At 43.2% G+C, this 17,001-nt stretch carries 3 protein-coding genes; all 3 read right to left on the bottom strand.

Annotated features, from left to right (window positions below; genetic code table 11):
• Positions 1 to 5: 5 nt before the first annotated feature.
• From NYE62_RS07420 to NYE62_RS07410, 3 genes are read right to left on the bottom strand one after another with little or no spacing between them, the layout of a single operon-like run.
• A complete protein-coding gene (locus NYE62_RS07420) occupies positions 6 to 3,857 on the bottom strand; it encodes an alpha/beta fold hydrolase (RefSeq protein ID WP_342497339.1) in 3,852 nt (1,283 codons plus the stop codon).
• A gap of 50 nt (positions 3,858 to 3,907) precedes the next feature.
• Positions 3,908 to 11,287: a type I polyketide synthase gene (locus NYE62_RS07415; RefSeq protein ID WP_342497338.1), complete on the bottom strand. Its 7,380-nt coding sequence runs from the start codon at positions 11,285 to 11,287 to the stop codon at positions 3,908 to 3,910.
• Positions 11,287 to 16,998 (bottom strand): SDR family NAD(P)-dependent oxidoreductase, encoded by a 5,712-nt coding sequence (locus tag NYE62_RS07410; protein ID WP_342497337.1) that lies wholly within the window; start codon positions 16,996 to 16,998, stop codon positions 11,287 to 11,289. The genes NYE62_RS07415 and NYE62_RS07410 overlap by 1 nt, the downstream gene beginning before the upstream one ends.
• Between the last annotated feature and the right edge of the window lie 3 nt (positions 16,999 to 17,001).

Below are 17,001 nucleotides of genomic sequence, written 5' to 3'. Positions count from 1 at the left end.
CGTTTTCATCCCTTACTTACTGATTTCTTGATGAATTCTGACACCGTTTTATTGAATTCTTCAGGATGTGTAATGTTCGGAAGATGCCCCGCTCCCTTAATTTTCTTTAATTCTGCATTGCTCAGCAGTTTCTGCAGCCTTTTTGTTTCTTTCTGATCAACTACGCTTTCCTTCTCACCCGTAAGGATAAGCGTTCTTGTATGAATGTCTTTTAAAAAGCCGATCGTAGAATAGCCTTCTTGTTGATGTATCTTCATAAAACGTTCAATAGAAGCATTTAAGAATTGATTACTGTATAAACTTTCATATTCATGCGACTTTCCTATAGCTATAAAATCATTTTTCAGTTTTTCCTCGACACTGCTTTCAGGGTCTTCTTCGTATGCGGTGTAACTTCCGGAAAGAATGAGTGTTTTTACTTTTTCAGGGTATTCATAGGCTATCCTCTGCCCTATCATGCCTCCCCAAGAAGCTGCCGCAATGTGGATCGGCCAAGCAACCCCTATCTCGTTCAGCACTTCGATAAAAGTCTGAGCCAGCCCGCTCAGTGTAAAATCGGCACTCCCCTCACTCAGCCCGTAACCCGGTGTGTGTATGACAATTACATTAAATTGATCTGCCCACTCCTTCATTTGTTCTTTCCACATGTAAGCAGTGGTAGCAAAACCGCAAATCAGTAAAATTGTTTCACCCTTACCGCTCATCAATATTTCCATATGCCGGGCATTTTCTGTGTTTGCCAGAAAATGAACGGTTTCCGTTTCTTCTGTCTGGTAAAAAGCGATGAGTTTTTTTGCGGCATCGCTTTGATTGTGCTGAAGGGCTCCTTTCTTCAGTCTGCTCCAATAATGCAAATAATCGTCGAGATGACGATTGGAAGCCGTGCCGAGTATTCGGAAAGGACTCTCAGCTTCTTCCGTAACGACTGGCGAAGCATCAAAATCGGCTGCAATCGCTGAATCTCTTACCAGAGGCGATGCTGAACGGGCGGATAACGGCTTGAAAGCGTTTTGTATTTTTTCTTTTTCTCCGTATAACACGATCAGCTGGTGGCCTCGGCCGAGAAGCGAGTGTTCAAAAGCTTTGATTCCGGCAGTATTTTCTAATGGGTGAAGTCCGTACTCCATTTTCATAATATCTTGAATGCCGGGATCAACTGACATGCCTCCGTCTTTCCAGAAAGGCCAATTTACAGCGATGGTTTTTCCTGATCTTCCCCCCGCCTTTCTCATACATTCCCTCCACTCGGCAAAATGCTCCAGAAAACGATTGGCGTAGGCGTAATCGGCTTGACCCAGACTTCCGATTTCTGAGGAGATGGAAGAAAACAAAACAAAAAAGTCTAAAGGCATATCTCTGAGCGCTTCATCCAAATGAATCACACCATTGACCTTTGATTGCAGCACCGCTTGAGCTTCCGCGTCTGTTTTATTCATAATGAGAGAGTCTTTTAACACGCCTGCACTGTAAATGACCCCGTTGATTTCGGAATAATCAGCATGAATTTTTTCCGCTAACTTGATGACCTGCTGCTTATCTGACATGTCAGCCTGGATATAAGAAATGCTTGCCCCGTCATATCGGATGCTGTCTAATTTTTCTTCCATGTCTGCTGTCATTTTCGATCGCCCGGCAATGATAACGCTGGCTCCGTGATTTGCATAAAGAAACGCTGAAATAATCCAGCCGATGCCGCTTAATCCTCCGATGATGAGATACACCCCGTTTTTTGCAAACTTTGCGGCCTTTTGTCCTGTTTGCAGCGAAGCGTCTTTGTATGCTGTCACCCACCTTTTTTGATCGCCGTCATATTTCACAGCCTGATGATGTCCGGCACTTAATTCATTGAGAAGCAAAGGTGCTTTTTCAATGGTTTGTCTTGAAGAAATCTCAACCGTTTTACACTTTATATTCGGCTGCTCCGCATTCAGCGTTTTAAAAAAGCCTCCAATCGCGGCGTAAACCGGATTTGTATATTGACCCTTGTCATGTACGTACAGAATGTTGATGTTTTCTTTTACTTTTTGATGGATCAAAGCTTTACTCAAATAAAGAATTGAATAAAAGCTGTGAGTCAGATCTAACGCTGCCTCAGTATAAGCTTTTTTTGACAGGTAATGAATGATTGACGCCGGAAACGCTCCGGACTTTTTCATATCTTCTAACAGTCTGGTGTAATGAGCAGACTGCTCCGGATTAAATTTATAATGCTTTTCATTTACCATTTCATATTCAGCGGCGGCTTCCGCATAAATAACATTTTCACTGCCGATGTACTTTCGGATTTCATCACTCAATGAACTGTCGAAATCGAAAATCAGTGTATTTTCCTTAGGTACTTCTCCGGACTTTAATGGCGATTCTATCCATTCTTTTTGTAAATACAAAGATTCAAGCATCGGCTTTTCAGACGGCTCTTTCGTTTGCGTTTTTTCTTTAAAAACTGCGGCCGGCGTATTACGCACCTCATATTTTTCTTCTAAATAAGCCGCTAAATCATGAATATTGTTATAATCAAAAAGCAATGTCGGATACAATTGTGTATCCAATCTTTCCTCGAGAATTTTCGATATATGCAGCAGCTGTTTTGAGTCAAGACCCAGTTCGTAAAAAGATTGGTGTTTGTCCGCTTTATTTGGCGGTGTGTTTGTAACCTCTCCAATAATGGATGACAGCTCATCTGTTAATGTTTTATGACTGTCTTGGTGCTGAACTGTATCAGAGATAGAGTCTGTCATGTCGGCTCCGTATTTCTCCTGCAGATATTCCGTCAATTCACCGATTGTGGAGTAATCAAATAATAAAGTCGGGTACAGCTTTGAACCTAACATCAGTTCTAATTTTTTGGATAAGTCTAATAATTGTTTAGAATCCAAGCCCATCTCGTAAAAGGAACTATCATTCTTCACTGTTTCAGCAGGTTTTTCAATCATGCCGGCTATCTCTTGGATCAAATTATTTCTGATCATTTCTTTATTGTTCGTTGCGCTGCCGACCTCTTTAGCTTTTTGGGAATGCTCCAGCCTTTGTATTGATTTCTCATTTCTGACTCTTTTCACACCGAATCGCTCATAATAAAAAGCAAGCACCCCATCAGGCCTGTATACTTCTATGTCCGCATATAAAATGTCTTTAGAAGGCGGCTGCGTTATACTGGTTTTATTAATATACACAAAACAAGACCCAGTTGTTTTATGCAGTGCCCGGAATGTCTCAATATATATAGGGATAAACGCATTTGTTCCTTCATCCGGCAAGTCTGATGTAAGGATTCCCAACAAGCTGAGAGACCCATCCAAAAATGCGGGATGCATGTAAAAGTCATCTGTATATTCTTTTGAAAGTACGCTTAAACTAACCTCTCCCAGAATATAATTTTCACCTTCATATACCGTACCTTCCAATTTCATAAAATCTTTATGAATCAGGCCGCCCCTGCGCAAATTACGATAGGCGGCTTCAGCATCCGAAATCCGGACGGCCCCTTTCTTTAATTCTTCGATTGAAATTGTCTTTTCGTTTATCGCATTTTTTCTTATGATTTCCGCCTGCAAGTTGACTGACGCTTCACCTTCCGCCTTTTCAGCGACCCATTTCCTGCTTGTTGTTTCAACAAGCCAGCCGTTTTCTTGTTCCGTAAACTGGAAGGTGACTTTTTTATCAAAATGGACTGACGTCGCAACAGGTTCACGGAATAAAACATGTTTGATTTCAAAACTTCGGGGGGATATCCCTTTCTCAGCTAAAAATCGTGTTATTAAATCCAGATACGTTACGCCGGGTATCGTACGCACTTGATGAAGGACATGGTCTGAAACAATATAATCGTCATGTTTGACTAATACGCTGAACCTCATGCAACTCGACAACCTTTCTTCTTTTACAAAGTAAAGAAACAGAGCAGGTGCTACTCTGTTTCATCAATAATTTCAAGAAGCCGTTTTTTATTCTGTTTGATTTGTTTTTTCCGAATTGAATCCGGCCAGTACTCTTTTCTGACAAACTCAGCAGGCGGCAGCGGAGTTCTGACGGAATGATATGAATCATCCAGGCCGCTTACCAAAAGGTGGGCGTTTGTTCCGCCAAAACCGAAAGCGCTGATGCCCGCCCTCCGTTTTCCATCCTTCCAGCTTCTCAGCTCTGTATTCGGATAAAAAGGCGACTTTTCAAATTCAAAGCGGGGATTTGGCGTTTCACAATTCAATGTAGGCGGAATTTCCTTATGCCATATTGATAAAATCACTTTAATGAAACTTGCCGCTCCGGCAGCGCTTAATAAGTGTCCGATATTGGTTTTTACACTTCCTACTCCGCAAAATTGCGTTTTGTTTGTGTCTCTTCGGAATACTTTTGTCAGAGCCTGAAGCTCAATCGGATCTCCAATCATCGTGCCTGTGCCGTGAGTTTCGATGTAGCTGACTGATCCGGGAGTGATATCAGCTTTTTCAAATGCATCTTGAATAACCTGCTCTTGAAGCTTAGGATTCGGAGTCGTAATTCCCATTGTCGCACCGTCGTTATTAATAGCTGATGCTTCAATGATACCGTATATCCGATCTCCGTCAGCTTTCGCTTTCTCCAGCGGTTTTAACAGAACAGCGCCAAAACCCTCTCCGGGTACAAAACCGTTTGCCCTTTCATCAAAAGTAAAACACTGACCGTCCGGCGAAAGAGCTCCTCCTTCTGTTAACATCAGGTAAGGAATTTCATCCAAAAGCAGATCCGCCCCTCCTGCCAGCGCCATCTCTGAATCACCGTTTTTTAAGCTTTGGCAGGCTAAATGAATGCTGACTAATGAAGAAGAACAAGCGGTATCAGAAACCATGCTTGGACCGTGAAAATTAAAGAAATGCGACACATGTGAAGCAATAAAGTTTTGACTAAGCCCGACGATGTGGCTGCTGCTTTCTTTCGGCAGTTTGTGACCGTAACCGCCCATTCTGGAACCGACAAATACGCCGACTTTTTTTCCCGATAATTCCGTTTCTTCATAACCGGCATCCCGTACAGTCTGTACACTCGTTTCTAAGAAATGTCTTATCAGCGGGTCCGTTTGGATGGCTTTCTCCTCTTCCATGCGGAAATACTCCGGATCGAAGCTGCCGATTCCATTGATAAATCCTCCCCATTTGCTGATGCTTTTTCCCTTTTGCTGCACCGGAGAGTAATTTTCTTCTATATTCCACCGGGAATCAGGTACTTCTTTAATATGATTCTTCCCTTTTCTCAGATTGTCCCAAAATTCCTCTTTATCAGCCGCTCCAGGGAACTTACATCCGATTCCGATAACAGCTATCTTTGCAGAGGAAGCCGTCTGCGGTTCTGTATTTCGGCTCGTCACAGACTGCATATCTTGCTGATTGCTGCTTTGAGAATCAGTCTGTTCGACTTGTTTTTTCAACGGCGGCGCCGTCTTACCGATATATTCCGCAAGACCATGAATCGTGTTGTGTTCAAGAAGCACAGTAGGGTCAATTTTTTTCTGAATCATTGCTTCTATTCGATGTATAATGCTGACAAGTAGTATAGAATCCACACCGTATTCCTGAAAATCCGTATTTGGGTTAAGCTTTTCAAGGGGAATGCTCAATTCCTCGGCAAATACGGCAGAAAGTTCACTGACAAGCCCTTCTGAATGATCAAAAGTGTCGGGAGTCTCCTGTCTTCGGACTGGAACCGAAGCTCCGCCGGTTTTATTGATGTTCAGGAGACTGTCTGCATGAAACACTGTTCCTTTTTTCACGATAGGAATGATATTGGCCGATTTTCTCTCCAGTGCATGATACAAAATCGCCAGTCCTTCCCGTGTGGATAGAGAGTCCAGTCCCAATTCATCATATAAAGGACTCGTCACAGTACCCATTCCGACTTCTTTCCAGCTCGGCCAATTGATGGACGTGAAATACGTTCTCCCCTTTTGAAAATGATAAGCCGCGAAATAGTCCATATATGCGTTTGCAGACGCGTAATCAGTCATTCCTTTCGACAGTTTGGGTGACTGTGCTGCAATTGATGAAAATAGAATAAAGAAATCCAGCGGCCTATTATTAAAAATCCGCTCCAAATTCTGAAGTCCAGTGACTTTCGGCCCGTACACCGTCTTAAATTCACTCATTCTTTTATGAATAAAGGCCGGATTTCCGCCGCTGTGCAGTCCGGCACAGTGTATGACACCGCTTATATCTTTAAATTCAAGGCTTACTTGGTGAAAGAATGAACGCAGCTTCTCTTCATTTGTGAGAGAACCGCTGTAATACATATAGTTGACACCTTTCTCTTCAAAACTTTGAAACAGTTTTATATTGCTGACTGTCTTTTCGTCCTGTCTGCCCTCTTTCAGCAAATGATCCCATTCACTTCGCAAAGGTAATGGACGCGTACCCGTCAGCACGAGTTTTTTCACTCCCCGTTTCACCAAATCTTCAGCTATTGCTCTGCCAATGCCCCCTGTCCCGCCGGTAATCACGATGGCTTTATCCGCAGGAAATGAAACAGGCCCGCCGGTATGGATTCTTTCTTCTTCAAAATACGGAACATATCTGACGCCGCTGCGGTAGCATACTTCATTCTCTCCGGTACATTGCCTTTCATTCTTAAAGATTTGTTTCAGCTCATGCGTTTCTTTCATGCTGTCTATATCTATTGTTTTCACATGAACAAAGCCGTATTCCGCAGAAAGGGCTTTCAGAAAAGCCGCTGATTCTGCCCCCGTCAGCTTTGGTTTTTCCGCTTTAAATACCTGCAAGCCATTGGTGATTTGTAAAATGGATAATGGTGTTTCCTTTTTACTCCGCTTAATTATTTCTTGTATAAATAAGAATTTACCATATGGGATGCCGTTCTGATTTTCACTCTGGTTTCCGATATCTGAGAAATCAAATATATTTTCGACCTGCCGCTCACCGCCCGAGAAGATCTCACGGATAACGGCGTATGCGTGGTTTTCATCTAATAAAGAACACTCAAACATTTGATCAGAGTGTTTTATAAATGAAGAGTGATGTTTGATGACAATCAGATTCTCCTGATCTATATCCGAACAAATGGTGCGGGCAATTGATTCTGTGTCTTGATTTACAAATGCTACTGTCAGTCCGTACTCTTTTGTTTCGGATGGATTTACAAACGGATTCTCCCTCCATTTTTTTTGCAAATGATGTTGAAAAGAATGCTGAGGGATCTCTGTCTTCTCAGTCCTGGACGGAACCCAATAACGTTCTTTTGCAAACGGATAAGTCGGAATTGAGATCCGTTTACCCGGCTGCTGTAAATGTTGATGAACGGATTTCCAGTCGATATCCGCCCCCCAAACCCATAATTGAGCCAGCTTTTCCGCTTCACCGTTCTCAATAATGGTCTTTACAAACAATTCACCTGCTGTGCCTTCCGTTAACGCCTTCATTTTTTCAGCAAATGCATCTGCTGATTGCTGATGAACATATACGCCTGGAACTTGCTTGTCACCGCGGCAAAACTCAAATAATTTATCTTTCATTTCTTTAAGAGAGGTACCGGTAATCGCCGCTCTGGCCTCCATCGCTTCTCTGCCCGATTGTGTAGTGTATGCCAGATCCCGTAAAACGACGCTTTCCGATTGGCTGCCTTCCATCACTTCATTCGGGAACAGGTTTCTTATCGCTCCGGTATATTCCTTCAATAAGTATTCAGTAACCGCTTGAATGGAAGGGCAATCAGTTAATTCATACATCGTGAGTTCAATATGAAACATTTCGTTAATAAAATCCGCCATCCGGCTTAATTCCAAAGGCCCTACGCCAAATTCACTCAGGTGATCAGCAATATTAATTTCTTCCGGATGGATATGAAGCAATTCCGAAACAAACGGTTTGAGTACTTCATACACCTTTTCTCTCGTATCAGGCTGCTTATCCTTTACTTCAGGACTTAGTGAACGTTGGATAAAATCTCTCATGTTTTCGGCATACTCAAGAAGACGTTCATTGTCTTTGGCAGATAATAGGACAATATGCGGTTCGTTCTCAACATGTTCTGTTAAGACGTTTGTTTCTTCATATTCTTCTATAATGATATGAACGTTCGTTCCTCCCGCTCCGAAAGAGCTGATCCCCGCTCTTCTCGGAACAGTTACTGTTTTTCCGTTTTCCTGCAGTTTTGGTTTCTTCCAATCTTGCAATGACCGCTGTACATAAAAGGGAGATGCTTTAAAATCGATATTTGGATTCAACGTCTCCGCATGGATGGAAGGAAACAGTTTTTTCAGTTTCATTTGCAAAAGAACCTTTGTCAAACCGGCAATTCCCGCTGCGGCCTCAAGGTGGCCGATATTTGATTTGACAGAACCGATGGAACAATATTGAGTGTGCTCCGTAAATTCCCGAAACGCTTTTGTTAACCCGGTGATCTCAATCGGGTCTCCAAGAGAAGTTCCCGTTCCGTGAGCTTCAATATAACTAATTGTACGAGGGTCAATACAAGCTTTCTGAAGCGCTTCCTGTATCAGTTCAGACTGACCATTTGGATTAGGAACCGTAAAACCGTTTGTTCTTCCTCCGTGATTGACCGCTGTCGCTTTAATCAGCGCATAAATATGATCTCCATCCCTTACCGCTTCCGCCGCCGGCTTTAAAAGTACGGATCCCACTCCTTCTCCCGGTACATAACCGTCACCGCCCTCGCCGAATGTACGGCATCGGCCATCACTTGCAAAGAAGCGGCTTTGATTTAATAATGTATATTTATTCGGATGAAGCGTAAGATTGACCCCGCCGGCAACAGCAAGTGTGCTTTCTCCTCTTCGTATACTTTCACAGGCTAAGTGAATGGCGTTAAGAGAGGATGAACACATTGTATCAACCGCCATACTCGGCCCCTTAAAGTTAAAGAAATATGATATTCTGTTTGCTATTGCAGAAAATGGAGACCCGACGGCCAGTTCATTTCCTTTAAGTGATTCTTCAACGCCGAAAAATTGATAGCTTCCATATGTGACGCCTGCAAATACTCCGACCTTTTTGCGGGTCAGATCTGAAGGTTTATAACCCGCATCCTCAATGGTATTGTACACTGTCTCTAAAAAGAGACGTTCCTGAGGATCAAGAAAAGCCGCTTCTTTCGGTGATATCCGGAAAAATAAAGGATCAAACCGGTCTGGATTTTTCAGAAAACCTCCCCACTTATAGCAGCTTCCCTCCAGCATTTCCTTCCGGTCATCAGGAATTTCGCTTACGCAATCCCGTCCATTCATCAGCACATTCTGGAACTCCCTGATGTTTTCCGCGCCCGGATACCTGCCGCTGACACCGATAATGGCTATATCAGCAGAAAGGGGATCGGCCGCCATGTGCTCTTTTGAACCTTCTCCTTCAGAGCGTACCGGCGCTTTTGTTTCCACTGGTTTTCTTTTTTGCTTTTTTTGATATGAGACAAGTTCAGATGTGCCGGCCGGTTTCAGCAGTTTCATCATTCGTTCGCTGTGATGACTCAGGAAATATTCGGCTAACTGCGATATTGAATGATATTCAAAAAATAATGTTTTCGACAATCTGCCAATACTTTGCTCCAGCTTTTTGGTCAGACGCATGATCATCACTGAATCAATGCCGTATTTCTCCAGGTATTGTTTTTCATCTATGAGTGAGACCGGTAATTTCAATTCCTCTGACATTATATTTTTCAGATAACTGATGATATTTTGCCTTAATTTATCGTTTTGCAAATCGGCATCTTCCTGCTGGTCTGAATGTAAGCTGATTGTGCCGGCACGCTTCAGCACATCCTCAATCTTTTCTTTACGGCCTTTCAGGGCAATCAGCTGTTCAGATGATTGACACAAGCTGTTCTCCAGAGCCTGTATTCCGTCACCGTCATCTAACGGGTCAAGACCGAGTTCCTGTTTCATGTAGGATATTCCTTCATCGTCAATATTCATCCCGCCGGAAGTCCATAGCGGCCAATTGACTGACACTATCCTTTCGGCAGACTCTTTTGCGGTCATAACTGCTGCATACTGATCCAAACAGGCATTGGCGAAAGCATAGTCACATTGGCCGGCTGAGCCAAAGACTGCGGATGTGGATGAAAACAAGACAAGTAATTCAACTTTCATTTTTTTGATTTCTTCCGCCAGCCACAGCGTACCATAAACTTTCGAACCTGTGACTTGATCAATTTCTTCTTTTGTCTTTCTTAAGATAAAAGAGTCACGGAGTACGCCGGCACTGTGAAATACTCCATGTAAGGTGCCGAACTGCTCTTTTGCAAAAGCAAACATCCGTTCAGCATCACTTTGTTTTGAAACATCAGATCGGATATATTCAACTGTTGAACCTGAACTTCTTAAATATTCGATCTTTTTCTCCTGCTCTTCAGTTAAATCAGAGCGCCCCGTCAATATGAGATTCGCTTTCCATTTTTCCGACAGATGTTTTGCCAGAATATAACCGAGACCGCCCAGGCCTCCTGTAATCAGATAATTCCCATGATGTTTCAGCGGCTGGGTTAAATCGAATGAGCCGGCTTTATTATAGCTTTTCGTAAAACGTCTGCCGTTTTCATAGCGCACTTCAAAATGGATATCCCGTTTTTCGTCACACTCTCTCTGATATATATCCGCTATTGCTGGAAGAGCGGCTCCCGCACCCTCTGATTGCGTGATATTGATAATCTGATAGTGAAAATTGGGGTGTTCCTGGTGAACGGTTTTTACCAATCCGCCGAGAGCATGATGCAGCGGCAGTTGTTCTTTATTCTCTGTTTGAAAAATATGCGTCAGCTTTATTATCTTTTTCCATTTTAGTTCAATCAGCGCCTGTGTAATATACAGAAGAGAAAACAATCCGTTTTCCAATTGTTTCTGTATACCTCCCTTACTCATGTCAGCCTGAGAATCAGACCACAAGTGAAGAATCTTTTCGGGCAGCTGATAATGATCATGAATGTATCGGAACAGCTTTAGATAATCGTGTTTTTTCACGTGGTTCATACAAATCGTATCATCATGTAAAACAGCAAATTCTTTTCCGCGGATGACAAACAAGAGAGTACAGCCCTTAAACAAACCGCTCAATTCTTGTATTTGCCGTTCATTTTCTGCAAAAATCAGGAGCAATCCCGTCAAGGGTACGCTCTTCTTATTCGGAATGAACGATTCTGTCCATTCCGGCTTGTAATAAAAAAGCGGATGGTTCGATGCCCGTGATTTTTGATTCTGAATGGATGTCACACGGGCATAACCTTCGTCAGCCGACATTTGTCCTGTTTGAATCAGATCAAGAATATCGCTGATTTGTTCACGTTTTCCGTTCATCATTCTTCCCCCATTAATTGTTTCAATACAGCCTTCTGATCAATATCATTGGTTTCCAATTTACGCAGGAGACGAATGAGTTCATCGTCCGTCTGAACAGTGTCTTTTTCATGACCATATCTGAATCTCACATCTCTGCACTCCGCCAGAATGCTTCCGTTTCCATCTGTAAATGTCATATGACACGTTACATCACGGCTGTTCTGCCGGTTCTCTTTTTGAGTATAGACATAAAAACTTTGAGCGAGAGGCTGATAGACATCCGCCGCTCCCATTCCGATCAATTCCGGGAAGGTTTCTCCGCTGACAAAAAACGCACTGGCTTGAATTGCGGACTCAAGCGCTTCAGGAGAGATCGTAAAATTCTCTCTTTTTGCATAAAGCTCATCCGGCAATGAATGAAACGACAGCATTCCGTCACTGTTTTTCGCTGATTCAATGACAAAAGGCGATTCAGCAGGATGTTCAGTCATTTCTGATTTGACTTCAGCAATATCAAGCGCTTCAGGAAGCATACCGCTTTCAGGCTTAACAATATGCGCATTTCCCCTGGCAAGACGTACTTTATTCTCATTTTTTGTGTTTGCATATATGTCAAACCGCGCAAAGTCGCGCTCAGGCGTCAGCGTAATCATCAGTTCCCGTATATCAGTTATTCCGTTCATGCTTTCGGTCCACAATAAATCAGTCAATGTTTGAACTGGTTGTCCAAATGCCGCCGCTGCATTGACGATAGCCATTTCAGCCAAAGATGCATAAGGGAAAAAGGACACGTTTCCTTCAGACAGACTTAGTGCGAACGGATGATTACGGGTGATTTTTTTCGTGAAACTAAACTGATTAAAATCGGACGTGTTACTCCCCAAGAAAGGGTGACCCGGCTTACTCATATCCGCTGAAACAAGTGCTTCCCCTTTTTCCGCTATCCAATACCGCTGTTTGATCAGCGGTTGTCCCGGAATAGAAATCCTGCGAGCATTCCGATTCACCTCAAAAGTCTCCCAATCTATCTTTCTTCCATTTACCCATTTGGATGCTGCTTCGGCGTAATCTGAACAAACGTGAGACATTTCATTGTGAACTTCTGATTCGAATGTATTACCGGTATAGCTTAAGCTGCTTTTTTCACCCCTGGTATAAGCTGAAAGCTCTTCAGCAATGACCCGCCCGGAATCTGCCACTATCGCCAGCCGTTCTTCCATATGATCGCGTCCCGTCTGAAGTGTATAGGCAATATCCTGAAGACGCAGTTTATGATTGTTATCCTTCGATTCATTTTCTGATAGAAAATCAGCCATAACCTTCGCATATTTTATCAGCCGTTGCTTGTCTTGAGCCGATAAAACAAAGATCACTCGGCCGCTTTGATGATCAAAAGCTTTTGGCGGCTCATACGCTTCCAATATAAGATGCGCGTTTGTCCCTCCTGCCCCAAAAGCGCTTACCCCGGCTCTCAAAGGATGAACAGCATTGCTGTTTTGCGGAATATTCCATTCAGCCGCTTTCCGCTGCACTTGAAAAGGAACCTGATCAAAATCTATAAACGGATTAACAATATCGGAATGCAGAGAAGGAACAAGCTGCTTATTCTTCATTTGGAGAAGCACTTTCGTTACCGCAGCGATTCCTGCCGCAGATTCTAAATGTCCGATATTTGATTTCACCGAACCGATGGCGCAAGGATGGTTCAATTGATAGGAATCTTTCAGTCCTTGAATTTCAATCGGATCGCCTAATGACGTACCCGTTCCATGCGCTTCAATATAATTGACGGTATTCGGATCAATGTCAGCTTTACGAAGCGCTTCTGAAATGACCTCCGCCTGCGCATCCGGATTCGGTATGGAATACCCGCTCGTCTTTCCTCCGTGATTAACGGCGCTTCCCTTAATCACACCATATATTTGATCTTGATCTTCTATTGCTTTTTTCAATGGTTTTAACAATACGGCTCCGACTCCCTCACCGGGAACATAACCGCTTCCGTCTTTTCCAAAACTCCGGCATCTGCCGTCACTTGATAGAAACTGTCCCATGCTGAGGAACTTATATTTATTCGGATGTATTGACAAATTCACTCCGCCGGCTAATGCCATATCGCTCTCTCCGCAATGTATGCTTTGGCATGCGTAATGAATAGAGGTCAGTGATGAAGAGCACATTGTATCCAGAGCCAAACTCGGACCTTTTAAATGAAAATAATAAGACACCCGATTGGCAATTGAAGAATAGACGGATGCCGGCGAGAAAGCCACTCCATTTTCTTCTCCTTCAAATAGTTGATATTGGCCCCACATTGCACCGACAAATACACCGACTTTCATCTTTTCCAGCATGTTTCTCGGGTACCCTGAGTCTTCAAAACAATTTTTGGCCGTTTCTAAAAAGAGCCTTTCCTGGGGATCCATAAGTTCTGCTTCCCTTGGGGAAATATGAAAGAAAAGCGGATCAAATTGATCGGCTCCGCTGATAAAACCTCCCCACTTGCTGTAAGACTTCCCTTTCATATCTCTGTCTTCGCTGAAGAAATCATCCATATTCCAGCGGTCAGGCGGGATTTCTGTAATACAATCTTTTCCGCTCTTTAAATTTTCCCAAAATTCAGGTAGGTTTTCAGCCATCGGATACTTTCCGCTTAATCCGATAATGGCAATGTCCTCATGCCTTGTATCAGCTGTTTCATTTATTTGGATCTCACGGCTTTCATCCTCTATGAAGGTATCTTGAAGTGCAGATTCCAATTTTTCTTTGTCACCTTCAAACACGATCAGCTGTGATGCGTTCAGAGAGAGTGAATCTTGAAAAGCTTTGATCCCATTGGTTTTACTAAGAGGAACCATACCGATTTTTTGTTTCATCCATTTTTCAGTTTGTTTATCCACTTTCATGCCGCCGTCTTCCCATAGCGGCCAGCCGATGGCTACTGAGACGCCGGAGCGTTCTTTTTTCCGCCTCATTCCTTCACGCCACTCAGCGAAAAGATCGATGAACCGGTTGGCCAATGCGTAATCCGTCTGTCCGATATTCCCGTACATCGAGCTGCTTGATGAAAACATCACAAAGAAGTCCAAAGGTTCGGTTTGCAGCAAGCTGTCCAATAAGACCGTCCCATTTATTTTCGGAGCGATCACTTCCTGAATTTCATCTTTTGATTTTTGAATCAATAAAGTGTCGTGCGTCACACCGGCACTGTGTATCACACCGTTGATTTCTCCGAATTGCCTTTTAATGGTTTTTATGATTCGCTCTGCATCGCGGCTATCTGAAAAATCACCTCTTATATATTGAACCGAAGAACCGCCTGCTTTCATTCGGCTGATTTTGTTCTTTTTGTCTTCCGTAAGTTCAGAACGGCCCGCTAAAATAATATTGGCTTTCGTTTGGGCTGCGATATGTTCTGCAAATATAAGGCCTAAGCCGCCGGCCCCTCCTGTAATCAGGTATACTCCGTTTTCTTTAAAGGAGAAACCTGAGTTTTGAGCCGGTTCTGCTTCCCGTAAGGCACGGACCCAGCGCACATTTCCTTCATAATAAAGATCGGTTTCTCCCGGATGCGCTTCAGTTGATTCGCATCTGATGATTTCAGCTGTGAGATCCGGCAACGATGACTTGTCTGAAACTGATATCCCGATTGTCTTAAGGGCCAGTTTCGGGTTCTCAAGCAAAATAGACTGCCCTGCGCCATGGACTGAAGCGTAAAGCGGCTGATCATTTTTATGGTCCGCCGGATAAAGGAAAAGCGATACAATCTTTTTTTCCGCCTTGCTGCGCATCAATGCCCGGCTGAAAAAGAATAGCGGGTAAGCCCCTTTAGAAAGCTGTTCACTTATTTTTTCCGGGCCGGCAAATGACCCTTCCGGCCACCCGTAAACCACGGTGTCGGGCATTTGCCCCCTTTTTTTCAGATCAGCTGCAAGCCTGTCAAAGTGAGCTTCCTCCCTGTGATCTATCTCATAAACACCGTCTCCGTGATAGGAGAAACGATTCCCTGATAAAACGAGAATGATCTGTGTATTTTCGAATCCATTTTCAGCATTTTCCCGCATAAAATGAAAAAGCTCTCTGTCATATTGAAACAGCAGGCATGTTCTTTTCTTTTTATTTCCGCAATTCGGGTCCCAAGCGGCAGCCTTTTGTCTCCAATGCGGCGTTAAATAGGTCAGAGCCGTATGATTCTCTCCATGATGAAGAGGGAGGTCTTTTTCAACGGAAGTTTTTTCGCCGCTCTCTGCAAAATAGTTTGCAAGTTTTTGAATCGTCGGATACTCAAACAATAAAGTAGGGTACAGTTCCCTGCCTGTTTTCTCTTCCAATGCCTTTACGGCTTGCATAAGTGTTACGGAATCGAGGCCTTGTTCATAAAAACCTTTTACAACAGAGAGTGTTTCAGGGGCAGTCCCTTTGATATCTGCGATCAGCTGCTGAATGTCTCCTTCTGTTATAAGAGCGGAAAGATTTTCGTTCATACTTTCTTTCATGTCAGGCTTTTCAGCCGGTTGATTTCGCGTTAAGAAATAACTGGACATTCTTTGATTTTCTTTAATATACGCGGCGAGTTCCCGGATCGTTTTCTGCTCAAACAGGAGTGTAGGATACAGCTGTTCCCCTGTTTTGTTTTCAAGTTCTTTGACAATGGCAAGCAAAGAAGCTGAATCCAGGCCCTGTTCATAAAAACCAATGTCTGTCCTTATGTCACGCAGATCTATATTTGAAACCCCGGATATTAATTCTTTAAGGTGTGTCTCGATGCTTTCGCTTTGATTTATGATTGAATCTTTTCTGATCAGGCTGTCTTTTGGCTGAGAAGCCGCTTCAGTTTCCAAACGAGTCTGCTTCAGGTTTTCAATTAAATCTTTTGAGCGAATATGTTTCACAGACAGCCGCGTAAAATAAGCGATCATCTCCCCGTATGCATCGTACAAACCGTAGCTTACTTGGATGACATCCCCTGAATCATGATTTTGGTCTTGCTTCTCTATGTACACATAACACCTGTCTTCCAGGCGCTTCGTCATACGGAAAGATTCAATATGAATGGGAATATACGTTTTCATCCGGCTTGCCGGAGATCCTTGTGTAAAATATTCGGGACATGCCTGATAAAGGATCGATATGATGGTAGACGCATCAAGAAAAGTGGGATGCAATTGAAAATAGCCGGTATATTGATTGGCAATTTGGCTGAGCGACAACTCTGCAAGTACAGAATGATCAGACGCATAAACCTTCCCCAGACTCTTCATAAATTCAAAATGCTCTATATCAACCTTTTTTAAATAGTCATAACATATCTCCATATCGGCTTCACGGACGGAGGCATGTTTGATTTCATCGATATGAATTGAACTCATGCTTTCCGGGAATTTCTGCATGAGCCTGCAGGTCATATTCTCATCCCAGCTTTCATCCAGGATGCGGTCATCTTTTACCTTTCTGCTCTTCGCCTGAATTTCCCATCCCTGTTCCAATCCCTGAAAACGGATGCGGATTTCTCTGTCAAAGGTATCCGATGTTGCTACAGGTTCCAAATACAAAATATTCTGACATTCGAGTTCTTCAATAGGCAAACCTTTGCTCAGCGCCATACGGTATATCATATCTAAAAATGTGACACCGGGTATAATCCGGGTGCCATGCACCCGGTGATCCCTGACAATATAGTCCGTATGTTTAATTGTTAATGTGAACTGATAGTTTTGATTACTGGCCACCTG

The organism is Bacillus sp. FSL K6-2861, assembly GCF_038630725.1.
Taxonomy (GTDB): domain Bacteria; phylum Bacillota; class Bacilli; order Bacillales; family Bacillaceae; genus Bacillus; species Bacillus velezensis.
This window is presented reverse-complemented; position numbering and strand designations above follow the sequence as displayed.